The sequence below is a fragment of the Paenarthrobacter sp. NPDC058040 genome, assembly GCF_042885775.1.
GTDB lineage: Bacteria > Actinomycetota > Actinomycetes > Actinomycetales > Micrococcaceae > Arthrobacter.
This window is the reverse complement of sequence record NZ_JBHVRN010000008.1, coordinates 84,096-109,875: the sequence shown is the minus strand read 5'-3', so window position 1 is coordinate 109,875 and position 25,780 is coordinate 84,096. Positions and strand designations below refer to the sequence as shown.

General features: G+C 63.5%; 24 protein-coding genes. 8 read left to right on the top strand and 16 right to left on the bottom strand.

All coding sequences use genetic code 11. The features are described from left to right. Nucleotides 1–37: 37 nt before the first annotated feature. From ruvC to pdxT, 3 genes are read right to left on the bottom strand one after another with little or no spacing between them, the layout of a single operon-like run. Entirely contained in the window at nt 38–613 is a 576-nt protein-coding gene (gene ruvC, locus ACFVSJ_RS12820; RefSeq protein ID WP_387437174.1) for a crossover junction endodeoxyribonuclease RuvC, read from the bottom strand. Between the two features lie 45 nt (nt 614–658). Further along, a complete protein-coding gene (locus ACFVSJ_RS12815) occupies nt 659–1,414 on the bottom strand; it encodes a YebC/PmpR family DNA-binding transcriptional regulator (RefSeq protein ID WP_387437173.1) in 756 nt (251 codons plus the stop codon). A 3-nt stretch (nt 1,415–1,417) separates the two neighbouring features. Continuing rightward, nucleotides 1,418–2,119, bottom strand: coding sequence for a pyridoxal 5'-phosphate synthase glutaminase subunit PdxT (gene pdxT / locus ACFVSJ_RS12810; RefSeq protein WP_387437172.1), 702 nt, complete (start codon nt 2,117–2,119; stop codon nt 1,418–1,420). A 78-nt stretch (nt 2,120–2,197) separates the two neighbouring features. Here pdxT and ACFVSJ_RS12805 point away from each other — a divergent pair, with 78 nt between their 5' ends. Both ACFVSJ_RS12805 and ACFVSJ_RS12800 read left to right on the top strand, forming a co-directional pair. After that, nucleotides 2,198–3,517, top strand: coding sequence for a MurT ligase domain-containing protein (locus tag ACFVSJ_RS12805; RefSeq protein ID WP_387437171.1), 1,320 nt, complete (start codon nt 2,198–2,200; stop codon nt 3,515–3,517). Further along, on the top strand, nt 3,514–4,272 hold the full coding sequence (locus ACFVSJ_RS12800) for a type 1 glutamine amidotransferase (protein ID WP_387437170.1): 759 nt from the start codon (nt 3,514–3,516) through the stop codon (nt 4,270–4,272). Before ACFVSJ_RS12805 ends, ACFVSJ_RS12800 begins: the two co-directional genes overlap by 4 nt. A gap of 4 nt (nt 4,273–4,276) precedes the next feature. On the opposite strand, the gene ACFVSJ_RS12795 is transcribed toward ACFVSJ_RS12800, so the two are convergent. Beyond that, nucleotides 4,277–5,533: a CapA family protein gene (locus tag ACFVSJ_RS12795; protein WP_387437169.1), complete on the bottom strand. Its 1,257-nt coding sequence runs from the start codon at nt 5,531–5,533 to the stop codon at nt 4,277–4,279. 73 nt (nt 5,534–5,606) lie between these two features. Here ACFVSJ_RS12795 and ACFVSJ_RS12790 point away from each other — a divergent pair, with 73 nt between their 5' ends. After that, nucleotides 5,607–7,625, top strand: coding sequence for a M3 family metallopeptidase (locus tag ACFVSJ_RS12790; protein ID WP_387437168.1), 2,019 nt, complete (start codon nt 5,607–5,609; stop codon nt 7,623–7,625). Between the two features lie 60 nt (nt 7,626–7,685). On the opposite strand, the gene pdxS is transcribed toward ACFVSJ_RS12790, so the two are convergent. The 7 genes from pdxS to ACFVSJ_RS12755 all read right to left on the bottom strand — a co-directional run bounded on the left by pdxS (nt 7,686) and on the right by ACFVSJ_RS12755 (nt 17,188). After that, entirely contained in the window at nt 7,686–8,612 is a 927-nt protein-coding gene (gene pdxS, locus ACFVSJ_RS12785; RefSeq protein WP_364157705.1) for a pyridoxal 5'-phosphate synthase lyase subunit PdxS, read from the bottom strand. Between the two features lie 213 nt (nt 8,613–8,825). Further along, complete coding sequence (gene pgsA, locus ACFVSJ_RS12780; RefSeq protein WP_387437167.1) at nt 8,826–9,452, bottom strand: phosphatidylinositol phosphate synthase; 627 nt, start codon at nt 9,450–9,452, stop codon at nt 8,826–8,828. Then, the gene (locus tag ACFVSJ_RS12775; protein WP_387437166.1) at nt 9,445–10,035 is read right to left on the bottom strand and encodes an HIT family protein; all 591 of its coding nucleotides are present in this window, start codon (nt 10,033–10,035) and stop codon (nt 9,445–9,447) included. Before ACFVSJ_RS12775 ends, pgsA begins: the two co-directional genes overlap by 8 nt. A gap of 16 nt (nt 10,036–10,051) precedes the next feature. Further along, nucleotides 10,052–12,061 (bottom strand): threonine--tRNA ligase, encoded by a 2,010-nt coding sequence (thrS, locus tag ACFVSJ_RS12770; RefSeq protein ID WP_387437165.1) that lies wholly within the window; start codon nt 12,059–12,061, stop codon nt 10,052–10,054. 131 nt (nt 12,062–12,192) lie between these two features. Then, nucleotides 12,193–15,705: a DNA polymerase III subunit alpha gene (locus ACFVSJ_RS12765; protein ID WP_387437164.1), complete on the bottom strand. Its 3,513-nt coding sequence runs from the start codon at nt 15,703–15,705 to the stop codon at nt 12,193–12,195. Nucleotides 15,706–15,708: 3 nt separating this feature from the next. After that, nucleotides 15,709–16,050 carry a DUF6504 family protein gene (locus ACFVSJ_RS12760; protein WP_387437163.1) on the bottom strand — a complete coding sequence of 114 codons (342 nt, stop codon included), beginning with the start codon at nt 16,048–16,050 and terminating at the stop codon, nt 15,709–15,711. A 79-nt stretch (nt 16,051–16,129) separates the two neighbouring features. Next, nucleotides 16,130–17,188 (bottom strand): FAD-dependent monooxygenase, encoded by a 1,059-nt coding sequence (locus tag ACFVSJ_RS12755; protein ID WP_387437162.1) that lies wholly within the window; start codon nt 17,186–17,188, stop codon nt 16,130–16,132. A 58-nt stretch (nt 17,189–17,246) separates the two neighbouring features. On the opposite strand from ACFVSJ_RS12755, the gene ACFVSJ_RS12750 reads away from it, so the two are divergent. Next, nucleotides 17,247–17,786 carry a TetR/AcrR family transcriptional regulator gene (locus ACFVSJ_RS12750; RefSeq protein WP_387437161.1) on the top strand — a complete coding sequence of 180 codons (540 nt, stop codon included), beginning with the start codon at nt 17,247–17,249 and terminating at the stop codon, nt 17,784–17,786. Between the two features lie 45 nt (nt 17,787–17,831). Continuing rightward, nucleotides 17,832–18,221, top strand: coding sequence for a hypothetical protein (locus tag ACFVSJ_RS12745; protein WP_387437160.1), 390 nt, complete (start codon nt 17,832–17,834; stop codon nt 18,219–18,221). Here ACFVSJ_RS12745 and ACFVSJ_RS12740 read toward each other — a convergent pair whose 3' ends face one another. Further along, a complete protein-coding gene (locus ACFVSJ_RS12740) occupies nt 18,222–18,968 on the bottom strand; it encodes an SOS response-associated peptidase (RefSeq protein ID WP_387437349.1) in 747 nt (248 codons plus the stop codon). It abuts the gene before it with no gap. Between the two features lie 168 nt (nt 18,969–19,136). Here ACFVSJ_RS12740 and ACFVSJ_RS12735 point away from each other — a divergent pair, with 168 nt between their 5' ends. From ACFVSJ_RS12735 to ACFVSJ_RS12725, 3 genes are all read left to right on the top strand, one after another. Beyond that, complete coding sequence (locus ACFVSJ_RS12735) at nt 19,137–19,394, top strand: mycoredoxin (RefSeq protein WP_387437159.1); 258 nt, start codon at nt 19,137–19,139, stop codon at nt 19,392–19,394. 137 nt (nt 19,395–19,531) lie between these two features. Then, nucleotides 19,532–20,617, top strand: a complete 1,086-nt coding sequence (locus ACFVSJ_RS12730; protein WP_387437158.1) for an S-(hydroxymethyl)mycothiol dehydrogenase — start codon at nt 19,532–19,534, stop codon at nt 20,615–20,617. After that, a complete protein-coding gene (locus tag ACFVSJ_RS12725; protein WP_387437157.1) occupies nt 20,614–21,273 on the top strand; it encodes an MBL fold metallo-hydrolase in 660 nt (219 codons plus the stop codon). The genes ACFVSJ_RS12730 and ACFVSJ_RS12725 overlap by 4 nt, the downstream gene beginning before the upstream one ends. A gap of 1 nt (nt 21,274) precedes the next feature. On the opposite strand, the gene ACFVSJ_RS12720 is transcribed toward ACFVSJ_RS12725, so the two are convergent. From ACFVSJ_RS12720 to ACFVSJ_RS12705, 4 genes are all read right to left on the bottom strand, one after another. After that, nucleotides 21,275–23,605, bottom strand: coding sequence for an FdhF/YdeP family oxidoreductase (locus ACFVSJ_RS12720; protein WP_387437156.1), 2,331 nt, complete (start codon nt 23,603–23,605; stop codon nt 21,275–21,277). An 84-nt stretch (nt 23,606–23,689) separates the two neighbouring features. After that, nucleotides 23,690–24,418 carry a biotin/lipoate A/B protein ligase family protein gene (locus ACFVSJ_RS12715; RefSeq protein WP_387437155.1) on the bottom strand — a complete coding sequence of 243 codons (729 nt, stop codon included), beginning with the start codon at nt 24,416–24,418 and terminating at the stop codon, nt 23,690–23,692. Further along, the gene (locus tag ACFVSJ_RS12710; RefSeq protein ID WP_387437154.1) at nt 24,418–25,221 is read right to left on the bottom strand and encodes a thioesterase family protein; all 804 of its coding nucleotides are present in this window, start codon (nt 25,219–25,221) and stop codon (nt 24,418–24,420) included. The genes ACFVSJ_RS12715 and ACFVSJ_RS12710 overlap by 1 nt, the downstream gene beginning before the upstream one ends. Before the next feature lie 31 nt (nt 25,222–25,252). Next, the gene (locus ACFVSJ_RS12705; protein ID WP_387437153.1) at nt 25,253–25,741 is read right to left on the bottom strand and encodes a DedA family protein; all 489 of its coding nucleotides are present in this window, start codon (nt 25,739–25,741) and stop codon (nt 25,253–25,255) included. Nucleotides 25,742–25,780: the final 39 nt, after the last annotated feature.

Genomic DNA, 25,780 nt, shown 5'->3' with positions numbered 1-25,780 from the left:
ACATATCTACGAATACCCTAGCAAGGACAGCCGGAATTCACCGACCGCGCCGCGCCTTGGCTTCGGCTTCCGCCCAGGCCTTCTGGGCGGGAGTCAACGAGGACTGCCCTGTGGCGGAGGGAGATCCCGTGGCGCCCCCTGCGCGCCACGCATGGGTCAGCGCCAATGCCAAAGCGTCCGCCGCGTCGGCGGGCTTGGGTGGAGCGTCCAAACGAAGGATCTTGGTGACCAGTTTGGTGACGGCCTCTTTGTTGGCATTGCCGCTGCCAGTGACAGCGGCCTTCACTTCCGATGGGGTGTGCATGGCGACGGGAATGCCCCGGCGCGCCGCAGCAGCTATGACCACGCCGGATGCCTGCGCCACGCCCATGACTGTACTGACGTTCATCTGTGAGAACACACGCTCCACGGCCACCACATCCGGTTCATGGAGGTCCAACCATTCATCGATTGCCTGGGCGATGACCAGCAAGCGCCTGTCAAGCGTCAATTCGGCGGACGTTCCCACGACTCCCACAGCGACCATGGTGGCCCGGCGGTTCCGCTCGATGTCCACCACGCCGATCCCGCAACGGGTAAGGCCCGGATCGACTCCCAATACGCGAAGAGTCAAGTCCGGGCCTTCCTGTTTGTTGTGGATGTGATGCCTTGCCCCGACCTATTCGGCGTCGAGGGCTGCTTGCACTTCCTCGCTGAAGTCCGCGTTGCTGTAGACGTTCTGGACATCGTCCAGGTCCTCAAGCGCATCAACCAGCTTCATGAACTTCTTGGCGCCGTCCACGTCCAGGTCAACCTGCATGGAAGGAACGAACTCGGCTTCGTCGGTCTCGTAGTCGATCCCGGCTTCCTTCAAAGCATCGCGGATGGCCTGGAGGTCCGAGGGCTCGGAGTGGATTTCCCAGTTGTCGCCGCTGTCCTTGACCTCTTCGGCGCCGGCTTCGAGCACAGCCATGAGGATGTCGTCCTCGCTGAGGCCGTTCTTCGGCAGGACCACGACGCCCTTGCGGGTGAACAAGTAGCTGACTGAGCCGGGATCGGCAATGGTACCGCCGTTGCGGGAGATCGCGAGCCGGACCTCGGAAGCGGCGCGGTTCTTGTTGTCCGTCAGACATTCGATCAGGACGGCAGAGCCCTGGGGGCCACGGGCCTCGTACATGATCTCGGTGTAGTCAACCACTTCACCAGTGAGCCCGGCGCCGCGCTTGATGGCACGGTCGATGTTGTCGTTGGGGACCGAGGTCTTCTTGGCCTTGGTGACCGCAAGTTCCAGGCCAGGGTTGCCGGCGAGGTCCGGGCCACCCATGCGGGCCGCAACTTCGATGTTCTTGATCAGCTTTGCGAACGACTTTGCACGCCGGGCGTCAATGACGGCTTTCTTGTGCTTGGTGGTCGCCCATTTGGAGTGGCCTGACATGCTTTACGCTTCTCCTCTGATCATTCGAATAAAGAGTTCATGCACGCGCTTCTCGCCCGTCACTTCCGGATGGAAGGAGGTTGCCAGCAGGTGGCCGGAGCGCACTGCAACAATTCTAGCCAATCCATGCAAAGTGGCCGTGTGGCTGGCATGGTCGGGGTCCACCTGGGCCAGCACTTCGACGTCGGGCCCAACGCGCTCCACCCAGGGTCCGCGGATGAAGACGGCATGGACAGGATCGACGCCGGACTCCCCTGCGCTGAAGTCGAGGCCTTTGAAGTCCAGGTCCGTTTCGAAGGATTCGCGCTGCCTGCCGAAGGCATTGCGGCGGACAGTGATGTCCAGGCCACCGAACGTCTGCTGGGGGTTGCCGTCCAGATCGGTGGCGGGGTCGGCGATTTCGTTGGCCAGCAGGATCATTCCGGCACAGGACCCGTAGACGGGAAGGCCATCCGCGATGCGTTTGCGCAAAGGGTCCGCCACCTCGAAGATCCTTGCAAGCTTGTCTATCGTCGTGGACTCGCCGCCCGGGATGATCAGGCCGTCGATGTCATCGAGCTCGGCCGGGCGGCGTATGCCGATGCCGGTGGCCCCTGCAGCCTCGACGGCGTGGATGTGTTCGCGGAAGTCGCCTTGGAGAGCCAGTACACCGATCCGGAGTCCTGCACCCACGCGTGATGAAGCGTCGGAAAGGGAATTGGTCATTCGATCATCATAGTGGCCCGGGCGCCGGGACCACGCCCGGACCGGGCTCCATGCGCCAACTGGGATATATTACAGAGCATGTTTTCCTTCAGCGTCCCCCTCGGCAAAGTGGTCCGTGGACTATCCCGGCTCCGCGGCGGAGGCTCCGCTTTTCCCGGCCTGGTCGTAGAGAAAATCGACCCCGGATTCATGCAACGGACCCTGGCTTCCCTGCCCCACGGCGTAGCTGTGGTCAGCGGGACCAACGGCAAGACAACCACTACCAAAATGGTGGTGGAACTCCTGGAAAGCCAAGGCCTGAAGGTCTTCACCAACCGTACGGGCAGCAACTTTACCCGCGGAGTGGCCGCCTCCTTGCTGGGCGAAGTGGATTGGCGCGGCACCCTGGACGCGGACGTTGCAGTACTCGAGTTGGACGAAGCACACGCCGTGCACTTCGTGAACAAGGTGTCCCCTCGTTTCAGCCTCCTGCTCAACGTCCTGCGCGACCAGTTGGACCGCTTCGGCGAGATCGACAAGACAGCCCGGCTGTTGGAACACATCGCCGTCAAAACCACCGATGGTGTGGTGCTCAACCGCGAAGACCCGCGCGTGGCCCGCATTGCCGCGACCCTGCTCAGCCCCGACGCCGTCCTCCACCCAGCCATCCGCTACTTTGGCCTGGACGAGTCGCTCCGCAGCACCTTCCCCAACGATGACGACATGCGGACCGCAACGGGCACCACATCTCCGGGGACGTCACCCGCAGGCGACGTTCCCGCCGCCCCGGCGGCCGACGTCGTACTCCGCCGGGTAGGTGCCGACGACGCTGACTTTGAATTCGACGGCGAGACCGTCACCACGCATATGAAGCTGCGCGGCGTCTACAACATCTTCAACGCCGCGGCCGCACTTTCCCTGGCGCGCGCCATCCTGGGCACGGGCGAAGTAGACACGCCGAAGCTCGTCAAGGCCCTCGGCGAAGTGGCTCCAGCCTTCGGCCGCGGTGAGAGCCTTACGGTGGACGGCCAGCCGCTCGAACTGGTACTCGTCAAGAACCCCAGCGGTTTCCGCCTTGGACTCAAATCCTTTCCGGCCGGCGGTTACGCCACCATGATCGCCATCAACGACAACTACGCCGACGGCAGGGACATGTCCTGGCTCTGGGATGTGGAGTTCGAGTCCTTGCGTGAGAACGGCGTGGAGGTCCTGACGGGTGTCCGCGCCTACGACATGGCGCTGCGCCTCCAGTACGACGAGGTGCGTTTCGGCGCCGTCGAAACTGACATCACGGCCGCGTTGCGGAGGTTCATCGACGGATCCCGCGGCAAGCCCAAGCGCATCTTCTGCACCTATACCGCCATGCTCGCCATCCGGCGCGAACTGGCCAAAATCACCATTGTTGAGGTGGTCTCATGACCTCGGAAACCAGCACGCCCCTGGAAGCGCAATCCAGCAAGGGAACCCTGCGCGTCCTGCAGCTTTACCCCAAGGAAATGAACATCTACGGGGACTGGGGCAATGCCCTGGTGCTCCAGCAGCGCATCAAGTGGCACGGTTACACACCTGTCCTGCTTGAGTACAACGTGGGCGATGAATTCCCGGCGGACATCGACATTATTGTGGGTGGCGGTGGCCAGGACAGCGGTCAGGTGGTCATCCAGGACGACCTCCAGGCGCGGGCGGACCTCCTGCGGGGAATGGCCGATGACGGCGCGCCTATGCTGGTGATCTGCGGCTTGTACCAATTGTTCGGGAAGTTCTTCAAGACCAGCGCAGGGCCGGTCATTCCAGGCATCGGCATCCTGGATGTCGAAACACACGGGACCAACGAGCGGTTGATCGGCAACGTCGCCCTGAAGTCGGAGCAATTCGGCGAAGTCCTGGGGTACGAGAACCACAGCGGGCAGACCACCTTGGGCCCCGGCGTCGAACCCTTGGGCACCGTGACCAAGGGCGCCGGCAACAACAGCAAGGACGGCCACGAGGGAGCCCGCTACCGCAACGTCGTGGCCAGTTACCTGCACGGCTCGCTCCTGCCCAAGAACCCGGCGATCGCCGACTTCCTGATCAAGACGGCGGCTGAACGAAAGTTCGGCAGTTTTGTTCAGGGAAGGCCCGACGACGATTACGCGCGCCTCGCGCGCGAACACGCGGCCCGCCGGCCACGGTAGGGCGCTACTTCTCCTTGGTGATCAGGAGTTCGTGTGCGCCCGCTGTGGCCGCGCCCATCGACTCCACCACGGTTTGCGTGCGCAGGTGCGTCTCCGCGTCCGCCACCGGCGAAGCGCAGACACCTTGGGGAGCGTCGCTTGCCACCGAGCACCAACGGTAAGGGTCACGGACAATCACGGACGGTGCCCAGGCGAGGTCGGACACGGACCATGCGCCGGCATCATTCTGGCTGAACTGGGCACGGACCAGCAGGCCTTCGTTGTTCACCACGTACCACGGGGACAACTCCGTAATACCGTTGCCGAGCCCGTACACAATCCACGTGCCCTTGTAGTTTTCGATGGGCAACACGGAGTGCGTGTGGTGTCCGTAAATCATGGTGAACTGCCCACTGTCCACCAGCGCGTGGGCAACCTCCTGCTGCTGCGCGTTGGGCTCGCTGGCGTACTCGTCGCCGGCGTGCATGACGCCCAGGACAATGTCCGCCCCCTGCGCACGGGCCTGGGTGGCTTTGGCGATCATGACAGCGGGATCCAATTCGTCCACCAGCCAGGGGTACTCCGGAATCTGCCCGTTGTGCCCGTAGGTCCCGGCAATGACAGCAATGGCCGCGGCCGGCGTCTTGAGCATGACGATCTCCTTGGACGCCGCCTCCGTTCGGTACGATCCGGTGTGTTTCAGTCCGGCTGCGTCCAGGGCGTCCAAGGTCCGCAGCAGGCCTTCCGTGCCGCGGTCAATCGTGTGGTTGCTCGCGGTGGTGCATGCCTGGTAGCCGATGTCCTTGGACGCGGCGACGATCTGGGGTGGCACGTTGAACGAGGGATAGGCCGAGAACGGACCTTCCGGGGTGGCAACCGGCGTTTCCTGGTGGCAGATGGCAAGGTCTGCGCTGTTGACGTACTTTCGCTGACCTTCAAGGAGCGGCACAAACGTGTAACCGGCCTGCCCAGCGGCGGCCGCGTCTGCGCGGGCCTGCTGCCAGAGTTGGGTGTGGACCAGCATGTCGCCCGTGACGGTGACGGACGTACACCGCAAGGCAGGGCAGGCCGGACCCTTTCCGTGGGTGGGGACGGGCGTGGGTGTTGGGGTTGGCGTGGACGTGACCGGGGGCGGGGCCGAGGTACTGGAGTTGCGGTTGTCGTTCTCCGCGATGACGCCGCAGCCGTTGAGCGACGCGAGCAAGGCGCCGGCGGCAAGCAGCCAAGCAAGGCGTGGGACGGAGGCGCGCGCGGTCGATGTGACTTTCCCCATACCGGCCATCCTACGGCCGCACGTGCGACCAAGCTGGCGCGGCGCCCTTGAGGACACGAAGTTCAAGTGAAAGAGTCACTTCATGACCAGCCCCAATCCCCTCCTCGCACCCAGCCCGCTTCCCTTCGGGCTGCCACCGTTTGCTGACATCACCGTCCACCACTATGCGGAGGCCATCGAGGCAGGGCTCACTGAGCACCTCAAGGAAATTGCCGCAATCGTGGACAACGCCGAGCCGGCGACGTTCCTTAATACGGCCGTTGCCATGGAACGCTCCGGACTCCTTCTGAACAGGGCCACAGCCTCCTTCTTTACGTTGGTCTCTGCCGATGCCAGTGATGCCATCCGTGCCTTGGAAACGGACCTCTCCCCCAAACTTTCTGCCCACCAGGATGCCATCTACCTCAACCGGGGCCTCCATGAACGATTCGAGGCAATCGACGTTTCCGGACTGGACGAGGAATCGAGCCGACTGGTGGAGGAATACCTCAAGGAGTTCCGTCAATCGGGCATCCGACTCGACGATTCAAGCCAGGCGAGGCTCAGGAACATCAACGCCGGGCTGGCGCGTGTAGGCACGGAGTTTGGCCAACGAGTCAAGGAAGCCATGAAATCCGCCGCGCTTCTCCTTGACGATGTAGATGACCTGGCGGGTTTGGCGGAGGGGGAGATTGCCGGTGCGGCCGAAGCGGCGACGGCGGCCGGCCGCGAGGGCAAGTACCTCCTGACGCTCATCCAGCCCAGCAACCAACCGGCCCTGGCGTCCCTGGCGAACCGCGACGTGCGGCAGAGGCTCTTCGAGGCTTCGCTCGCACGAGGTACGGACGGCGGCCCGCTGGACGTTCGCGGATTGATCCTGGAGACAGTCCGCTTGCGGGCTGAGAAAGCGGCCCTTTTGGGCTTTGCCAACTACGCCGAACTGGTGGTGGACCAGCAAACAGCTCCGTCCTTCGAGGCGGTCCAGACAATGCTGGGACGCTTGGCGCCAGCGGCCGTCCGGAACGCCCAAGAGGAGGCAGATGCCCTCGCCGCGGTGGCTGGGCACGAACTGGAGCCGTGGGACTGGGCCTTCTATTCCGCCCGTGTCCGCAAGGAAAAGTACCAAGTGGACGAGCAAGCGCTCCGCCCCTACTTCGAACTCGAATCGGTGCTGGCCAAGGGCATCTTCCACGCCGCGACCGCCCTTTACGGCATCACTTTCCACGAACGCCCCGAGCTGCATGGATACCACCCGGATGTCCGGATCTGGGAGGTCCGCAACGAGGATGGCACCGCCCTTGGACTTTTCGTGGGCGACTACTTCACCCGGGAAACCAAGCGCGGTGGTGCGTGGATGAACTCACTCGTGGAGCAATCACACCTCCTGGACACGCAAGCGGTAGTCATCAACAACCTCAACATCACCAAGCCGGCTCCGGGCGAACCGGCGCTCCTCTCCCTGGACGAGGTCCGGACGGTGTTTCATGAGTTTGGCCACGCCCTGCACGGGCTCTTCTCCAACGTGAGGTATCCACGGTTTTCCGGTACCGCCGTTCCCCGCGACTTCGTGGAGTACCCGTCACAGGTCAACGAGATGTGGATCATGTGGCCGGAGATTCTCGCCAATTACGCCAGGCACCATCTGACCGGTCAGCCTTTGCCGGCCGGGATCGTCCGGAAACTCAAGGATTCCCAGCTCTGGGGCGAAGGCTTCGCGACGACCGAATACCTCGGAGCTGCGTTGCTTGACCTCGCATGGCATGTCCTCGGCCCGACGGACATCCCCGGCGATGTCCTCGACTTCGAGGCAAAGTCACTGGCCGATGCCAGCGTCGCCCATCCATTGATTCCGCCAAGGTACCGCAGTGGCTACTTCCAGCACATCTTTGCCGGAGCGGGCTACGCAGCCGGCTACTACTCATACATCTGGAGCGAAGTGCTGGATGCGGACACAGTGGAGTGGTTCAAGGAGAACGGTGGCCTGAGCCGGAAGAACGGAGACATGTTCCGGGCGGCGCTGCTGTCCCGCGGCAACAGCCGGGACCCCTTGGAGTCGTTCCGCGCCTTCCGGGGCCGGGATGCGGAACTTGACCCGCTCCTGGAGCGGCGCGGCCTCGGTTAAAACAACGACGCCGGACGGTCACCTCGGGGAGGCGGTCATCCGGCGTCGTCGAGCTGCTGTTTACCAGCCGCGCTCTGCGAGGCGGTGCGGCTCGGGGATTTCGTCGACGTTGATGCCGACCATGGCTTCGCCGAGGCCGCGGGAGACCTTGGCGATCACGTCGGGATCGTCGTGGAAGGTGGTGGCCTTGACGACGGCGGCCGCGCGCTGGGCGGGGTTGCCGGACTTGAAGATGCCGGAGCCGACGAACACGCCATCGGCGCCGAGCTGCATCATCATCGCAGCATCAGCCGGGGTCGCGATGCCACCAGCGGTGAACAGCACCACCGGGAGCTTGCCCGTCGCGGCGACTTCCTTCACCAGCTCGTACGGGGCCTGCAGCTCCTTGGCCGCAACGTAGAGCTCGTCCTCGGGCAGGGACGAGAGCTTGGCGATCTCGGCACGGATCTTGCGCATGTGACCGGTCGCGTTCGAGACATCGCCGGTACCGGCTTCGCCCTTGGAACGGATCATCGCCGCGCCTTCGTTGATGCGGCGCAGGGCCTCACCGAGGTTGGTGGCACCACACACGAAGGGAACAGTGAAGTTCCACTTGTCGATGTGGTTGATGTAGTCCGCCGGGGTCAGCACCTCGGACTCGTCGATGTAGTCAACACCGAGGGACTGCAGGACCTGGGCTTCGACGAAGTGGCCGATCCGGGCCTTGGCCATCACGGGGATGGACACGGCAGCGATGATCTGATCGATCATGTCAGGATCGGACATGCGGGACACGCCACCCTGGGCGCGGATATCAGCCGGGACACGCTCAAGCGCCATCACGGCCACGGCACCGGCATCTTCGGCGATGCGGGCCTGCTCGACGTTAACGACGTCCATGATGACGCCGCCCTTGAGCATCTCAGCCATGCCCCGCTTAACGCGGCTGCTGCCCGTGACGCTGTTCGCGGACGAACCGGCTTCGTTGCTTACATCTGGAGTAGACACAAAAACCCCTATGGGTAGATAAACGACCTTTTGACCGGCGGCACGCACAGCACAGGACCGCATTCAGCGCACACCGGAGTTCGGGTCAAGATGACCAAGTACTAGTAATACTAGTCGCAGTGGATGGGGTGGATGTACTTGTATTACTGACCGGAAGCGCCATTTAGGGGTCCCTGGCAGGACACCTGCACAATTACCGGAGACGCAGTCTGGTCAGATGCCGGTTCCCTTGGCCTCCGACAAGGCTTGCCGATGGACCGTGGCCATTCTTTGGACAATGGTGATGACGCTCGCGATGGCCAGCAGGACGAGCGTTGCGAACAGCACTACCGGCGGCAAACCCAGCCCGGTCAGCCCTGTCACCAGGAGGACCGACGCCAGCCTCTCGGCGCGCTCGGCGAGGCCGACGCTGGCGTGGTAACCAAGGGATTCCGCCTTCGCCCGGGCGTAGGAAACCACCATGCCAAGGACCAGGCAGACCACCGCCGCGGCAGCGATGGCCGGGTCGCCGCCCTTGGTAAAGAACCAGATGGTGATACCTGCGAAGATCGCCCCGTCAGCCAGTCGGTCAAGGGTGGAATCGAGAAAATTTCCCCATCCCCCGGTTCGTCCCTGGAGCCGGGCCATGATCCCGTCCACCACGTCCGAGAAGGCAAAGACAGCCACCACCACCGAACCCCACCAGAGGTACCCGAGTGGATAGAGGACCAGCCCACCCAGGATGACCCCGGCCGTGCCAACGATCGTTACAGCGTCCGGTGAAACGCCCATCTTAAGGAGCCAGCGGGCAAGGGGTGTGAAGAGGGAAGTGAAGAAGCCGCGAGCATGCCGGTTAAGCATTCGACTCCCCTGGCCAGGCTTCGGCCACCAGCTTCCGGACCTCGTCCAGGGTCTGGGTGATGGCCTTGGTCTGGGCGATGATCGGGAAGAAGTTCCCGTCCCCGCCCCAGCGCGGAACCACGTGCTGGTGCAGGTGCGCCGCAATGCCTGCCCCGCCTGTGACACCTTGGTTCATGCCGAGGTTGAAACCGCTGGGGTTGGAGACCTTCCGCAGCACACGCATGGCTGTCTGGGTGAGGTCTGCAAATTCCGCCGTCTCTTCCACGGTGATGTCGGTGTAATCCGGTACGTGGCGATAAGGGCAGATCAGCAAATGGCCGGGGTTGTACGGAAACAGATTGAGCACCACGTAGCAGGTCCTGCCGCGGTGGACGATGAGCGATTCCTCGTCGGTGCGTGAAGGCCCCACGCAGAACGGGCAGTCGTCCTTGTTCTTGAACTGATCCTGCCCGCCCTTGATGTAGGCCATGCGGTGCGGAGTCCACAGGCGCTGGAAGGCATCCGGGACGCCGGCAAGACCGAAGTCGTCGGTTACCTCGGCATCGCCCGGATAGTCGGCTCCAGCGCCTGTGTTCTCCTGCAACGTAGTTTCCGTTCCGTCAGTTGTCGCGGTTCTTGACGGCGTCCACGATCCTGCGGACCGCTTCTGCCACGGGAACACCGTTGTCCTGGCTGCCATCGCGGAAGCGGAAGGACACGGCACCGGCTTCGGCGTCCTCACCGCCGGCGATCAGGACGAAGGGAATCTTGTCCTTGCTGGCAGTGCGGATCTTCTTCGGGAAGCGGTCAGAGGAAATGTCCACTTCAGCCCGGATGCCCGCCGCCTTCAGCTGGTCCACGACGTCGAACATGTAGTCGTTGAATGCCTCAGCCACCGGAATTCCGACCACCTGGACGGGAGCCAGCCATGCCGGGAACGCGCCGGCGTAGTGCTCCGTCAGCACGCCCATGAAGCGTTCCACGGAGCCGAAGAGGGCGCGGTGGATCATGACGGGACGCTGGCGGGTGCCATCGGCTGCCTGGTACTCAAGCTCGAAGCGTTCCGGCAGGTTGAAGTCCAACTGGATGGTGGACATCTGCCAGGTCCTGCCGAGGGCGTCCTTGGCCTGCACGGAAATCTTGGGACCGTAGAAGGCGGCTCCACCCGGATCCGGAACCAGTTCCAGGCCCGAGGCCTCTGCCACTTCGGCCAAGGTCCGGGTTGCCTCTTCCCACGTGGCGTCGTCCCCAACGAACTTTTCCTCGTTCTTGGTGGAGAGTTCCAGGTAGAAGTCGTCCAGGCCGTAGTCCTTGAGGAGGCCCAGGACGAAGTTCAGCGTGGTGGTGAGCTCGTCCTTCATCTGCTCGCGGGTGCAGTAGATGTGCGCGTCGTCCTGTGTCATGCCCCGGACGCGGGTGAGTCCGTGGACCACACCCGACTTCTCGTAGCGGTAGACCGAACCGAATTCGAACAGCCGGAGCGGCAACTCGCGGTAGGAGCGTCCACGCGAACGGAAGATCAGGTTGTGCATGGGACAGTTCATCGGCTTCAGGTAGTAGTCCTGGGCCGGTTTGCGCACGCTGCCGTCCTCGTTGAGTTCGGCGTCGATCTGCATTGCCGGGAACATGCCGTCCTTGTACCAGTCAAGGTGGCCGGAGACCTCGTAGAGATGACCCTTGGTGATGTGCGGCGTGTAGACGAACTCGTAGCCGGCGTCGACGTGGCGCTGGCGGGAGTAGTCCTCCATGGCCTTGCGGATGATGCCGCCCTTGGGGTGGAACACGGGAAGGCCGGAACCCAGTTCGTCCGGGAAGGAGAACAGGTCCAACTCAACGCCAAGCTTGCGGTGGTCACGGCGCTCGGCCTCGGCGATGCGTTCCTGGTAGGCCTTGAGGGCTTCCTTGGTGGGCCAGGCCGTTCCGTAGATCCGCTGCAACTGCTGGTTGTTCTGGTTGCCCAGCCAGTAAGCGGAGGACGAGCGGGTCAAAGCAAAAGCGTTGGAGATGATCTTGGTGTTGGGCAGGTGGGGGCCACGGCAAAGGTCGCACCAAACGCTGTCGCCGCTCTTGCGGTCAACATTGTCGTAAATGGTGATGTCGCCGGCGCCGACCTCAACGTTGACTCCTTCGGCGGAGTCTGCGGCGTCATTCTTCTTCCCCAGCAGTTCGAGCTTGTAGGGCTCGTTCGCCATGGCTTCGCGGGCTTCTTCTTCTGTAACGACGCGGCGGACGAACTTCTGGTTCTGGTTGATGATCTTCTGCATCATCTTTTCCAGCTGGCGCAGGTCTTCCGGAGTAAACGGCTCAGCAACGTCGAAGTCGAAGTAGAAACCGTCGGTGATATAGGGACCAATGCCAAGCTTGGCGTCCGGGCGCAACTGCTGCACGGCCTGCGCCATGACGTGTGCCGTGGAGTGGCGGAGGACGTTGAGCCCGTCCGGCGATTCGATGGTGACGCCCTCGACGTTCGCACCGTCAGCGAGGGGCTGGTCAAGGTCCTTGAGCACACCGTCAACACGGGCAACAACAACATCGCGGCGCTCGAAGAAGAGTTCCGCGCCGGTAGTCCCCTCCGTCACCTTGGTCTCTTCGCCATCGACGATGAGGGTGATCTGTTGGGCATCTGACACGGGTGTCTCCTATTCATAGTGAAGGCTTCATAGCTTGTGGCGTACGGGGACCACAGCCAGCCACCGTCAATCGTATCCGCAACGCACGGGGGCGGCCAAAGCAGCGCGCCGGGGGTGGATTCGTTGTCGGATCAGCTTCCCAAGCCAGTAATGGCAAGGTTCCGGCTAATGCCCTCCAAGGGTCCCGCATGCACCAATTCGGGCGGAATGACGACGCCGGAGGGCAGGATTTCGGGGTACGGCAAGGTTTCGGGACGGCTGAGGTCCCAGGCCTTGCTGGCGCTCAGGCTGATGCCTTTGGGGCCGGTCCTCCGCGTTGTTCCCCGGATCAGCAGGAGCCGGGTACCGAACAAGAGCGGCCCCGATTCCTCCTGGGCTTCATGGAAGAAGACGCTGTCCACGCACCCGGTGCCGTCGTCGATGCTGATGAAGACCACCCTCCGCCCACCCCGCATGGGCGGGGTTTGGGTAGCAACCCGCACGCCGGCGACGAGGACTTCGGATCCATTGCGCAGGCCAAGGAGCTTGTCCGCTGTGGTAACCCCCAGCTTGTCCAACAAGGGCCGGTGGCTTTCCATGAGGTGCTCGCTGACATCCACTGCCATCAAGTCCAGTTCCGCGCGCACCTTGTCCACGGTGGAAGGTTCCGGGAGTTCCGGAACAAGGTTGCGCAATTCCACATCTCCGATCGGCAGCGACAACTGGCCGTCAATGACATCCGTTGTTTTCCTGGTGGGAGTTGCCTGCAACATTTGGAGGTGCTGCACCAGGTCCGCGCGGTTTGCCGTGCTGCCCGAGTCCTTATGGAGATGATCAAATGCACCCAACTGGGCAAGCCTCTTGATGTTCGGCTTACTGACCCTGGCCCGCGCCCTGAGGTCCGCAAGGGAATCGAAGGGCTGCCCGGCTACGATCCTCTTAAGTTCCGCCCCCGACAAACCATATATTCCGGTCAGGCTGAGCCGGATGCCGAGCTTGCCTGTGTTCGCGCCTTCCTGGATCCGCTCAACACGGTATTCAGCATGGCTTCGGTTGATGTCCAACGGGAGGATGGGGATACCCAACCGGCGCGCCTCGGCAACCAGCAGGCGCTTGGGATACATTCCAGGATCGTGTTCCCACAGCCCGGCCAGGAAGGCTTCGGGATGGTGCGCCTTCAACCAGGCCGACTGGTAGGTGGGCACGGCAAAAGCGGCACCATGCGCCTTGCAGAAACCGAAACTGCCGAAGGCTTTCAGGGTGCCCCACACTTTATCCACCACCTCCGGGGAATACTTCTTGATGGCATGCTTGCGGAAGTATGCCTCCACGCCGGGTTCAAGCACTTCATCACCCAGCGCCCGCCTGAATTCGTCGGCCCGGGCCAGGCCGCAATCCGTCATCACGTCAAAGGTCTTCAGGATCTGCTCATGGAAGACCGTGACACCGTGGGTCTCCTGCAGCACGGATTTCAGGTCGGGATGGGGGTAGACCTCAGGCGCGAAACCATGCCGGTGTTCCAGGAAGGGCCGGACCATGTCGGATTTCATGGGACCGGGCCGGAACAGGGAGATATCGATAATGAGGTCGTTGAACTCGCGGGGCGCCATCTTGCCGATGAGCTCGCGCTGGCCTGGGGATTCGATCTGGAAGCAACCCAGGGTATGGGTACTGCGGATCAGTTCGTAGGTGGGCCCATCGTCGAACGGCACGGCGTTGAGGTCGATCCTGCCGTCCGCGTCAATGTAGCCCGGCCCCTCTCCCCCTGGACCAACAGGATGGCGGCCCGCTTCCACCACCTCTGCCTTGCTGGGATGCAGCCGAATAACTTCCCGGACAGCAAAAGCCATGGCGCTTTGCATGCGGACCCCAAGAACATCGAGCTTGAGCATCCCCATGGGGTCCATATCGTGCTTGTCGAACTGGCTCATGGGCAAACCCAGGCCACTGGGCTGGACAGGTGTCCGGTCCAGGAGGGTGGCATCACCCAGGATCACTCCGCAAGGATGCATGGAAATATGGCGTGGCAAACGGTCCAACCGCTCGGTGAGGTCCACCAGCAAGTCCAGTTGCTGGTTATCTTCGGTTGTCCCCCTTCCGCGCCCTGATTCAACCCGTTCGGCGAACTCCCGGAGTTCAGGTTTCTCCACGAGGGCTTCGCGGAACTTCCGCGCAGAAAACCGCCACAGCTGCTTGGCGATTTCACCGATCTCGCCTTCGTCCATGCCCAGGGCCATACCGGCATCGCGGACAGCTCCCCGGGCACGGTATCCGTTCTGCATGCTCATGAGGGTCACGCGTTCGGCACCGAAGCGGTCAAAGATCCTCCGGTAGACGTTGTGCCTTTCAGCGCTTTCCACATCGATGTCGATATCCGGCAGCGTGGAACGGCGACCTGACAGGAAGCGCTCAAAGATGAGGTCATGGCGGAGCGGGTCCACTTGGCTGATATCGATCAGGTAGTTGACCAGGCTGGAGGCACCCGACCCGCGGGCAGCTGCACGCACCCCCATCTCAAGGATCATCTTTGAGACCTCTGCCACGGTCAGGAAGTAGGAAGCAAAGCCCAATCCGCCAATGATCTCCAGCTCATGGTCCAACCGCGAGCGCATGGTTTCGAAGGCGTTGCCACGGATCCCCGGGAATCGTCGGGTGATTCCCGCTTCGCAGCGTTGGGTCAGTTCCACCATGGGGTCCCGGGTGATGCCGATGATGGAAGCTTCGGGCACCACGGGTTTCTTCCATCCCATGTCCAGCACGGGGTTCATGCGGCATTTGTCGGCGAGCGCTTCGGTGTTGTGCAGGAGTTTGTTGAGCTCGGCTGCACTGTGGCCCGCGGCGCCCATGATTTCCTTGCCGAGCTGGCGCATGTGTTCCTTGCTCTTGAGCCAACCCTGCCCAGTGGGTTGCAGCAACGGCGCTTCCGAGAGCTCGGGAAGTGATTTCAAGGCCCTGGCGGAGTCCAGGACATCGGCGGTGGCGGCGCCGTCTTGTGCGCAGTAGCGGACTGCGTTGCTGAGGATTGCCGGGACGTTGTATTCAAGGGCGAGTTTGAGCATGCGTATGGCGTGGGCTGTGCTGAGGGGCTCGCCGGGTGGGCTGAGGTGGGAGATGATCTCCGCCACGATGGTGCCGGCAGGCATGGCGTCGATCCATTCCTTGAAGAGCGTCCTTGGCCGGAGGTATTTCCTTCCGCCCATGGCACGGCCCACGTCGGAGCCTGGTCCTATCAGTACGGTAAGGACCGGTTTCAGGGTTGCAGGATCGAGTGTCCTTGAGGCGAGTTCAGCCCTGGTCACAGCTACGGGGACTGTTCCTCCTGCCTTTCCCGAAGTGCGGGCATGGGCGTCGGAGACGAGGCGGCAGAGGGCGCGGTAACCGGCCCCGTTGTTGTTTCCGTGGGCGAGGACGACGACGCGGCCCGCGACTTGGGTGCGGTGGTCGCCGTCGTCATCGAAGACGGCGAGGTCCACGCCGATGATGGGGTCGATGCCGGCGTCCATACAGGCTTTGAGGTGTTTTACGGTTCCATATAGTCCGTCCCGGTCCGTGCAGGCGAGCGCCGTGGCGCCGTCTGCTGCGGCAGCTTGTGCGAGTTCGTCCGGCCAGGAGACGCCGTAGTGGGCGCTGAAGGCGGTGGAGACGTGCAGGTGCGTGAAGCTCAAGGTTCAGGCAGCTTCGTCTGGTTCGACAGCCCGGCTTGGTGCGGCGTCGTGGATGCGGAGCAGGCGCCATCGGCCGCTTCCTACGTGGCGGACGAGGTCCAGTGTGATGGTTTTTCCTGTCTGGCCGGTGGAGTGGTCCTGGAGCTGGACGCGCCAGATTTCGTGGTCGACCAACCCTGCTCCCGCGCCCAGGGGGGCGCGGCTTTCTTCGATCCACCATTGGCGCCGTTCGAACCACCGGACGGGTTCGTCGCATACGTGGTAGTCCCGGCCTTGCCATTGGATGCGCTGGGGTTGTCCTGTTTCTGTGCAGGTGACGATGACTGACTCGCTGAACAGCCCCATTTCCACGCTCCTCGTACCGCTTTTCCCATTCGAAAATATGTTCGAATAGTCCAAGTTTACGGCTGCGTGGCCGCAAAACCTACTCTGGAGTTTTCGCCGCCGATTTCCGCTTGGAGGCCCCCTTGCCCGCCTGCGTCAACAACGCGTCGCGCAGCGGTTGCAGGGCCCCGGCGAGCGCCACCCTTCCCATGAGCGAGGAAGCAACCTTCAATTGCTGCGTGCGGATCACGCGCTTCCGGTTGTATTCACGGAGGGCGTCCACCCAGGGGCGTTCGTTCAGCAGGGCTCCCAGGGAGACGGCATCAACAAGCGCCTCGCAGGCTCCGCGTCCAAGGTTTGGCGTCATGGCATGGGCCGCGTCGCCCAGCAGCACCACCTCCCTGCGCGTATAGGTGCGCATCGGCGGAGCGGTCCAGATCCGTTGCGCCAGCGAGGTTTCCGGCGTGGCCCGGGCAAGGACCTCCCGCACAGCCGGCGAGTGTCCCGCGTAGAGGCGGCGGGTCTGCTCCAGGGCTTCCTCGACGTCCACCTCCCACGGGCCGAGGCTGGAGCGGAAAGAGGCGTACCAGTTTGTTCCTTCGCCCGCAGCCGGGGCGAGCCCAAAGAGGTTTCCACGCCCCCAGTACTCCCCCACATCGTCCGGCGCCGGCGTGCCCGGGACGACTCCCCGTACCGCCAGGGCGGGTGTCGGCCTGGCCGCTTTGCCGGGCCCCCAGGCTTGCCGCCGTACGGCACTGTGGACACCGTCGGCACCAACCACCACGGAGGCGCCTCGAGGAATCCGGTCGACCTTCTGCGTTAGCCGCTGGACCGTAGGCGGAACCGCGGAGTCGAGCAGTTGCAGCAGCGCCGGACGCGATATGCCAACCAGCCCCTCGCCTTCCATGGACAACAGGGCACGCCCGGCGGGATCGCGGAGGGCGCCCGAGGTCAACCGGGAGCCCCGGTTTTGCAAGGACTCGAGCAGCCCCAACCCGGCGAGCGCAGCCTGGGCTCCGGCCCACATGGCGAGGGTGGTTCCAACGGCAGGAAGTTCCGGCCGCTGTTCGTAGACTGTGACGTCGAACTGCCCGGGATCGAGCTTGCCCGCGAGCGCCAGTCCGGCAATTCCGCCACCGATGATATGGACTTTCGTCATGCCCACACCCTACTACTACATTTGTAGTAGCAACAGTGTTTGAAGCTACACTTTCCCCATGCCTGACCGCCGCACAGAACTTGCCGACGCCGCCCTCGCCGTCGTCGCATCGAAGGGCCTCAAGGGCCTGACGCACCGGGCGGTGGACGCGGAGGCCGGCGCCGCCGTCGGAACAACGTCAAACTATTTCCGCAGCCGCGCCGCGCTGGTGGCAGCCGCCGTCGACCGCGTCGAGGAGCAGGACGCCCAACTGTTGCGCCAGCAAGGCGCCTTCGGACCTCCGACGTCGGTCGCGGACCTTGCGGAGCAACTCGCCGGGGCGTTGTTGGCGCTCGGGCAGGAACACGCCGACCTCACGCGGGCACGGTTCGCTTTGGCCCTGGACCAGCCGGAAACAGTATCCGCCGGGCACGAACGGATGCTCGGTGCCCTGGAACAGATCCTCGCCGCGCTGGGCGTGCCGGAAGCGAGACTCCGCGCCGAGGCCGTGGCCGACTACGGAGACGGGCTCGCCCTGCACCTGTTGACCGCCCGCCGCGGCCAGGAAGTTGCGCGTTCAACCGTTGCCGCGAACGTCCGCCAACTCCTGGAAGGATGATTCCCAGGGGTGGACGCAGGCGGGTCCACAGAGCAGGATTGTGGCATGAGCACCCATGACGCACTCCTGAAGCAGGTCAGCATCACCGCCACGGACGACAATCTGGTGGCGCGTTTCGAAATCGACGGCAACATCCCCGGGTCCGGCGCCTACGTGGTTGGCCTGGTTGCTGCCAGCGAAGACTACTCATCCCAGCGCAGGCTCGGCATCGAATTCATGAACGGCGAAGCCATATCCTTCTATTCGTTCAACCATTCGTTGAGTTCCGAGGAAAACTACGACATCAAGGGCGTCGAACACGACGGCAACATCATCACCGGAAACTTTCCTGTTTCCGCCATCCATGGGCTGGCCAAGGGGCACCTCATGACGGCCTTCAGCGAAGCCGATGGCCGGGAATTCCAATCCGGTGTGCCCGTCGACGAATCCCTCTAGCTAGAACAATCCCTGCACCGGTTCAATCAGCTCCGGTGAATTGTTGCGGACGTTTCCCACCGCCGCGCCCACAGCGTCAAGCGTCCAGTCAGCCGCGGCATCGTGCGCCTTGGACCGCACCAGGTCCACCAGCCCTTCAGCGTCCTTCTCGCGCGGGTTCAGCCAGGCCTCCATGGTTTCCGGGCTCATGGGCAGCGGGACCCGGTCGTGCAGGGACGTCAGCTCGTCGAAGACTGAAGCGCTGCGCCGCGTCCGGGCCGATTCCGCAGTAGGCGTATCAGCGGTGAGGATCGACATCGACAACAGCCAACGGCCGGGATCATCCTCGGGCAAAGTTTGGTCCCTCCACCACTCGTACAATCCGGCAAAGACCAAGCCGTGACCGCCGCCAGGATGGACATAATAAGGCTGTTTGCTTTTCCCCTCGCCCTTCTTCCATTCGTAGTAGCCGTCTGCAGGCACCGCACACCGCCTTGCCGCCGCGGCCTTCCTGAAGGACGGCTTCTCCAGCAAGGTCTCGCTCCGGGCATTGATCAGCCTCGCGCCGCCCTTGGCATCCTTCGCCCATGACGGCACCAAACCCCACTTGGCCACATGGAGCTGCCGCCTCGGAGCGTCCTCCACCAGCCTCTCCAGCACAATGGGCACGGCATCGGTCGGGGCCACATTCCACGACTTTTCCAGGGCGATCTCGTTCTCAAGCTCGGCGTCGAACTCGGCGAGGAGGTCCCCCACGGCACGGGCCATCACATAACGTCCACACATGCGAACAGTCTGCCCTGTCCCCGCTCAACGCACCAGCAACGGCATGTGACGTAACCCTGCTTCGCGGCCGGACGGGAATTTCCGGCCACCGCGTTACCGTTGATACCAACGAAAGAACCCGTCACAAGACCCAATACCTAGGAGAGCTCTGTGGATTTCACCCCTGACTCCGGCACCATCACCATGTTCTCGACCACGTGGTGCGGTTACTGCAACCGCTTGAAGAAGCAGTTGGATGCCAAGGGCATCGGCTACAACGAGATCAACATCGAGGAAGTCGAAGGTACCGCCGAACTCGTGGAGAAGCTCAACGGCGGCAACCGCACCGTTCCCACTGTCCTGTTCCCGGATGGCACCGCGGCTACCAACCCCTCGGCCTCCGAAGTGGAGAGCCGACTGGCTGCCTAGCTGGCCGCCCTGTTCGCCGCGAGGTGCTCCCTTCATCCCGGCGAACCGTCTGCCTCGTGTGATAGACAGAGTGGGAATCCGTTGCCGGCCACCTGCAACGGATACCCACTGTCCGCGAGCCCGAAGGGAACACTTCCATGGTCCACGCAGTCAAGGGCGTCGTCGTACGCTCCAAAGGCGCACCCGCAACCCTCGAAACAGTCCTGGTCCCCGAACCCGGACCCGGCGAAGCCCTGGTGGACATCCTCACCAGCGGTGTCTGCCATACAGACCTCCACTACAAACTGGGCGGGATCAGCGACGACTTCCCGTTCCTCCTTGGCCATGAAGCCACAGGAGTCGTCAGCGCCGTCGGCCCCGATGTCACGGACGTCGCACCGGGCGACCGCGTGGTCCTGAACTGGCGGGCAGTCTGCGGAAACTGCCGGGCGTGCAACCGTGGCGAAGCCCAGTATTGCTTCAACACGCACAACGCCACGCAGAAAATGACCCTGGAAGATGGCACCGAACTCTCGCCCGCCCTGGGAATCGGTGCCTTCATCGAAAAGACCCTTGTGGCCGCCGGGCAGTGCACTAAAGTAGACCCCGACGCCGATCCCGCCGCCGTCGGCCTCCTCGGCTGCGGCGTCATGGCCGGCTTGGGCGCGGCCCTCAACACCGGCGGAGTGAAGCGCGGCGACTCGGTTGCCGTCATCGGCTGCGGAGGAGTTGGCGTTGCCGCCATCGCCGGCGCGGCACTCGCCGGAGCCACCACCATCATCGCCGTCGATATCGACTCCAAGAAGCTCGAACGAGCCAAGGAACTCGGCGCCACCCACACCGTGGACTCCTCTGCCGGCGACCCTGTCGAGGAAATCCGTGCCCTGACCGGCGGCTTCGGCGCGGACGTAGTAATTGACGCCGTCGGACGTCCCGAAACCTACAAGCAGGCCTTCTACGCCCGCGACCTCGCCGGAACCGTCGTCCTGGTTGGCGTTCCCACGCCGGACATGAAGCTCGAGCTTCCGTTGCTGGACGTCTTCGGCCGCGGCGGATCCCTCAAGTCCTCCTGGTACGGCGACTGCCTGCCCTCACGGGATTTCCCCATGCTCGTGGACCTCTACAAGCAAGGCAAACTCGACCTCGACGCCTTCGTCACCGAACGCATCACCATCGACCAGGTGGAAGAAGCCTTCGACAAAATGCACCAGGGCGCCGTCCTCCGATCGGTGGTGGAACTGTGAGCCAGTCCAACAACGCACGCATCGACCGCGTCGTCACCTCAGGTACGTTCTCCCTTGACGGCGGAACCTGGGACGTGGACAACAACGTCTGGATCATTGGCGACGACACCGAGTGCATCGTGATCGACCCCGCCCACAACCCGCAGGAAATCGCCGACGCCGTCAAAGGCCGCACCGTCAAGGCGATCCTCCTGACCCACGGACACGATGACCATATCCGCTATGCCGGAGAATTCCGCGAGCTGGTCAAGGCACCCGTTCACCTGCACAAGGAAGACTGGATGCTCTGGCATGCAGTGTTCCCTGATGTAGACCCGGACAAGGGAATCGAGGACGGCGACGGGTTTACGGTGGCCGACGCCAACCTGCAGGCGCTGCACACCCCGGGCCACTCGCCCGGTTCGGTGTCCTTCCTCCTTACAGGTGACGGAACCCGGGAAGGCGCCAACACCGTATTCAGCGGGGACACGCTTTTCCAGGGCGGTCCGGGCGCTACGGGACGTTCGTACAGCGACTTCCCCACCATCATTGAATCCATCCGGACGCGTCTCCTCACGCTCCCGGAGGACACGGTGGTCTTGACGGGCCATGGTGAATCCACCAGCATCGGCGCGGAGGCCCCGCACCTGGACGAGTGGATCGCCCGCGGCCACTAGCTCATGACCGTTTGGCACCGGCCGCCGGCTCGAACACAGGCGCGGCGGCCGGTTCCAAGCGGATGATCACGGATTTCGAGGCCGGGGTGTTGCTGCCCTCCGCCGTCGAATCCAAAGGCACCAGCACGTTCGCCTCCGGGTAATAGGCTGTGGCGCACCCGCGTGCACTGGGGTACGCGACTAAACGCAACTGGCGCAGGACGCGGTCCACGCCGTCGTCGGCCTCACTGTGGACGTCCACGTACGCACCGTCGGCAAGCCCCAGCACAGCCAGGTCCTCCGGATTGACCATCAGCACCATGCGGCCCTTCTTGATGCCGCGGTAGCGATCATTCATGGTGTAGGTGGTGGTGTTGAACTGGTCGTGCGACCGGACCGTCTGCAGGAGCAGCCGCCCTTCCGGAACCACGATGGTCTCCAGGTCATTCACCGTAAACATGGCCCGGCCTGTGGCGGTCGGGAACGTCCGCGAATCCCTGGGGGCATGGGGCAGGATGAATCCGTCCTTTGTCCGGATCCTCGTGTTGAAGTCCTCGAACCCCGGAACGACACGGGACACATGCTCCCGGATCACGTCGTAATTCCGTCGCATGGCGGCCCAGTCCACGGGGACCTTCTTCCCGAGCACGGCTTCCGCCATCCCCGCGATGAGGGCCACCTCGGAGAGCACATCCGTCGCGATCGGCTCCAAGCGTCCGGCCGAGCGGTGCACGGCGCACACGGTGTCCTCAACGGTCACAAACTGCTCAACACCTTCCTGCCGGTCTATTTCCGTCCGGCCCAGGGTGGGCAAGATGAGTGCCTGCTCCCCCACCACCGCGTGCGACCTGTTCAGCTTCGTGGAGATCTGGACCGAAAGCCGCGTCCTTCGCACGGCCTCCTCGGCAACGGCGGTATCCGAGATGGCGTGGACCAGATTCCCGCCCAGGGCCACCAGGACCTTAATGCGGCCGTCACGCATTGCCCTGATGCTGTCCACTGCATCCACTCCAGGCTCATGCGGAGGGTCAAAGCCGAACTCGTCACGGATGGCGTCCAGGAAACCAGAGGGCATCTTCTCCCAGATCCCCATGGTCCTGTCCCCCTGGACGTTGCTGTGGCCACGGATCGGCGAAGGGCCGGCACCCGGCTTGCCGATGTTGCCACGCAGCAGGAGCAGGTTGATGATTTCCTTAATGGTGGGCACGGCCTTCTTGTGCTGGGTCAATCCCATGGCCCAGGTGATGATGACCCTCTCGGCGTGGATGTACCGTTGGGCAAACTCGTCAATCTCCGCGCTCGATAAACCGGTAGCCGCCAGGACCTCTTCCTCGTGCAGGCCGGCGAGGTGGGCTGCGAAGCCAACAAAGCCATGGCAATGCCCGTCAATGAAGGAACGGTCCAGCACGGTTCCCGGTGCCGCACTTTCAGCATCCAGCACCCGTTTGGAAACAGCCTGGAGGAGGGCCATGTCGCCGGCGAGCCGGATCTGCAGGAACTGGTCTGCCAGGTCCGTTCCCTTGCCGATCAGTCCGCGCGGAGTCTGGGGATTCCGGAAGTTGATCAGCCCGGCCTCGGGGAGCGGATTGACAGCGACGATCGTGGCGCCTGCCTGCTTGGCTTCTTCCAATGCCGTGAGCATCCTGGGATGGCACGTCCCGGGGTTTTGGCCCATGATGACAATCAGGTCCGACTTCGCGAAATCGGTGTAACTGATGGCGGACTTCCCCACCCCGATGGTCTCGCCCATGGCCAAACCAGTGGATTCGTGGCACATGTTGGAACAATCGGGGAGGTTGTTGGTACCGAAGGCCCGGACAAACAACTGGTACAGGAAAGCGGCCTCGTTGCTGGTCCGTCCACTGGTGTAGAAGGTGGCCTGGTCGGGGTTATCCAGGGCGTTCAACTCGTCGGCGATAATGCCGAAGGCCTGTTCCCAGCCAACGGGTTCGTAGTGGTCCGACCCCGCTGCCTTGTACACGGGCTCCACCAGCCGGCCCTGCTGACCCAGCCAGTACTCGGAGCGTGCTTCCAAGGAGGACAGCGGGTTCTGTGCCCAGAATTCCGTAGGAATACGCAGGGGTTCTGCCTCCCAGGCCACTGCTTTGGCACCGTTCTCGCAAAACTCTGCGGCTTTACGTTCCGGCGGGTCGGGCCAAGCGCAGCTCATGCAATCGAAGCCGTCCTTTTGGTTGACGGCAGTCAGCGCTTTCCATGCCCGCGACGGCCCCATCCCGGCAATGGCGTGGGGCAAGGTTTCGCTGAGGCTCGGCAGACCCGCAGCGAACCTCTTGGGAGCGCTGATCGACAGTTCCGCGTCCGAGTCCCGCAGCGGGTGTTGTTTGCGTGCCATCGTTCCACCACGGTCTCCGTCTTGGCGATGTTACGTTTTCACCCTATGCCCGTTGCCCCGTTCAGGCGATAAGCAGTGCCCCGTTCAGGCGAGAAGCGTTCGGAAGTCGCCGTCGACCGTCTCCGCATACGTCCCATAAGCCTGCACCACCGCTTCCTCCACGGTGTCGACGTCCAGGTGCGGAAGGAGATCATTGGCCGCCCCCGCCGTAGCCGGGTCCCATTCCAGCCCCAAGGCCTCGTAGCTTGCTGTCAGGACCTCGCGGATTGGCGCGGAGTTCTCCACCACAATGACCGAACTGAACAACCAGCCGCCGGAGACCACGCGCTGGGCCGTACCGATCAGCTTGATGCGGTGCGCGGGGAAGTCGGGATCTTCGCCGTGGACGCTGAACTCGCCGGGGCAGTACTCGCCTGGGATTTCGCCGACGGCGGCATGGACACCAACGCTGCGAAGCGCACCGGCCAGCAACTCACCGAACTCGGAGAAGCGCGCCTTGGCCTTGACGATCGCGTCGGGATGCGGCTCAACATGGTCCACCACAAGGGTGCCCTGGTGATACGCTGCCGCCCGGCCTCCGGCCTTGCGGACCAGGGGCTCGAAGCCCAGGTTGCGGCACGCGTCCTCCGCGGCCTTGAAACCAGGAAGGTTGGCGTCGCGTTGTCCAAAGGCCACCGTAGGCTGGGGCCGGTAGAGGCGCAACGATGGTCCCATTTCGCCCCGGCGTGCACGCTGCAACAGTTCCAAGGCAAAATCCAGGTCTTCAGCCGCACCCAAGGACTGGGGTTGCCTGTAGACAGTGAGGCCGCCCATCAGCTTTTCCTCAGGGTCAGGATCTGTTCGGCCCGACCGAAAGGCCCGGCCAGATCGTGCAGGACCGTGGAGGTGAGGCCGATGCCGTCAGCCCCGAAGGAAACTTTGTTGTCCAAGCCAAGCCATTCCCCCGACGGCGCCCGGTACATGTGGATCTGGAGGTCCACGTTGGGGAAGATGTAGCTGTTGGCGCCTGGTGGAACGCGCGCTGCGATGCCGTTGGCGGTGTCAACCAGGCCCATCAAACGTGCCAGGTCGCTGCTGTCCTCCTGGTTGGTCAGAGGGTGCATGGTGCGGATCCAGACTCGCCCCGATCCCGGGCGGTGGCCCTCGGCGAGGCGCATCTCCAGGGACCGGATGTAGCCGCCCGGCCACACACTGGCGCCGTCCCACGGCTTGCACTCATCGGGTGCTGGCATGGCCTCGTCCTCGACGGCTGCCACGGAGCTGGTGTCACTGGTGATCATGCGCCAAGCGGTGGCACGGATGGCGGTCCGGCCTGCGGCGGTGAGCTCGGCCTGGATCAGTTCAATGGTCCGCCCTGGCCTCAACGTAGAGGTAGTCACCTGGAATTCGCCCCCGGGGATCAGGCCGAGGATTTCGTAGCTGATCCGCGCCATCCGGACATCGCTGCGGGGTTCATGGCGGACCAACGCATCGGCGATGATGCCGGACGCAGGTGCCATGTGCTGCTCGTGGGGGTTCCAGGCGCCTTGGGCATGAATGGTTGAGCGGTACCGGCCTTCACCCAACGACTCGTAGTAGAAATCGCCTTCCGCCAGTTCCGGTAATGCAGTAGTCAAGCCGAACCTTTCGCCGATGCAGCAGTAGAACTCAGACCACTGTATCCGCAGATTTGGCTGCCGACCGACGTCGACGGGCCACGACGATGCAGGCCACAAGGATTGCGACCACCACCACGGCCACTGCCGCCCCACCGGGCGACGCCGCTGCTACCGCCAACCATGCTTCAAGGGCTGCCAGTCCGATGGTCGCATAGAGGACAGCCCACAGGATGGAACCGGCGATCGCCGCCGGCAGGTAACGCCGAAGCGGCATCCTCGCGGCACCGGCGGCGAGGTTGACTGCGGTTTGGAGGCCGATAGTAAGGAAGGAAACCACGACGGCGTAGGGGCCCCAGCGTTGGATCAGCGCCTGTGCCCGGGCTGCGTTCGGCTTCTCCAACGAGGAGCCGAAGCGGGTATGGGCGAACCCCGCAACTGCGCCCCTGCCCAGCCAATACGTGGCATTGACCCGGATCATGACAATGGCAAAAAGCGCCGCGAGCGCGACGCCGAAAGGCAAGCTCATGATCTGGTCCACCCGACTTAGGCTACCCTAAGCCATGCGGTGCCGTTGAAC

Bases quoted from the DNA above. Each gene is read 5' to 3' on its own strand.
- ACFVSJ_RS12740 (WP_387437349.1), bottom strand. From the start codon at position 18,968: ATGGCCCGTGCCGTGGGGGACCTCCTCGCCGAGTTCGACGCCGAGCTT.
- ACFVSJ_RS12745 (WP_387437160.1), top strand. From the start codon at position 17,832: ATGAGCACCCATGACGCACTCCTGAAGCAGGTCAGCATCACCGCCACG.
- ACFVSJ_RS12755 (WP_387437162.1), bottom strand. From the start codon at position 17,188: ATGACGAAAGTCCATATCATCGGTGGCGGAATTGCCGGACTGGCGCTC.
- ACFVSJ_RS12800 (WP_387437170.1), top strand. From the start codon at position 3,514: ATGACCTCGGAAACCAGCACGCCCCTGGAAGCGCAATCCAGCAAGGGA.
- ACFVSJ_RS12790 (WP_387437168.1), top strand. From the start codon at position 5,607: ATGACCAGCCCCAATCCCCTCCTCGCACCCAGCCCGCTTCCCTTCGGG.
- ACFVSJ_RS12720 (WP_387437156.1), bottom strand. From the start codon at position 23,605: ATGGCACGCAAACAACACCCGCTGCGGGACTCGGACGCGGAACTGTCG.
- ACFVSJ_RS12750 (WP_387437161.1), top strand. From the start codon at position 17,247: ATGCCTGACCGCCGCACAGAACTTGCCGACGCCGCCCTCGCCGTCGTC.
- ACFVSJ_RS12795 (WP_387437169.1), bottom strand. From the start codon at position 5,533: ATGGCCGGTATGGGGAAAGTCACATCGACCGCGCGCGCCTCCGTCCCA.
- pdxT (WP_387437172.1), bottom strand. From the start codon at position 2,119: ATGACCAATTCCCTTTCCGACGCTTCATCACGCGTGGGTGCAGGACTC.
- ACFVSJ_RS12815 (WP_387437173.1), bottom strand. From the start codon at position 1,414: ATGTCAGGCCACTCCAAATGGGCGACCACCAAGCACAAGAAAGCCGTC.
- ACFVSJ_RS12760 (WP_387437163.1), bottom strand. From the start codon at position 16,050: ATGGGGCTGTTCAGCGAGTCAGTCATCGTCACCTGCACAGAAACAGGA.
- pgsA (WP_387437167.1), bottom strand. From the start codon at position 9,452: ATGCTTAACCGGCATGCTCGCGGCTTCTTCACTTCCCTCTTCACACCC.
- ACFVSJ_RS12730 (WP_387437158.1), top strand. From the start codon at position 19,532: ATGGTCCACGCAGTCAAGGGCGTCGTCGTACGCTCCAAAGGCGCACCC.
- ACFVSJ_RS12715 (WP_387437155.1), bottom strand. From the start codon at position 24,418: ATGGGCGGCCTCACTGTCTACAGGCAACCCCAGTCCTTGGGTGCGGCT.
- ACFVSJ_RS12805 (WP_387437171.1), top strand. From the start codon at position 2,198: ATGTTTTCCTTCAGCGTCCCCCTCGGCAAAGTGGTCCGTGGACTATCC.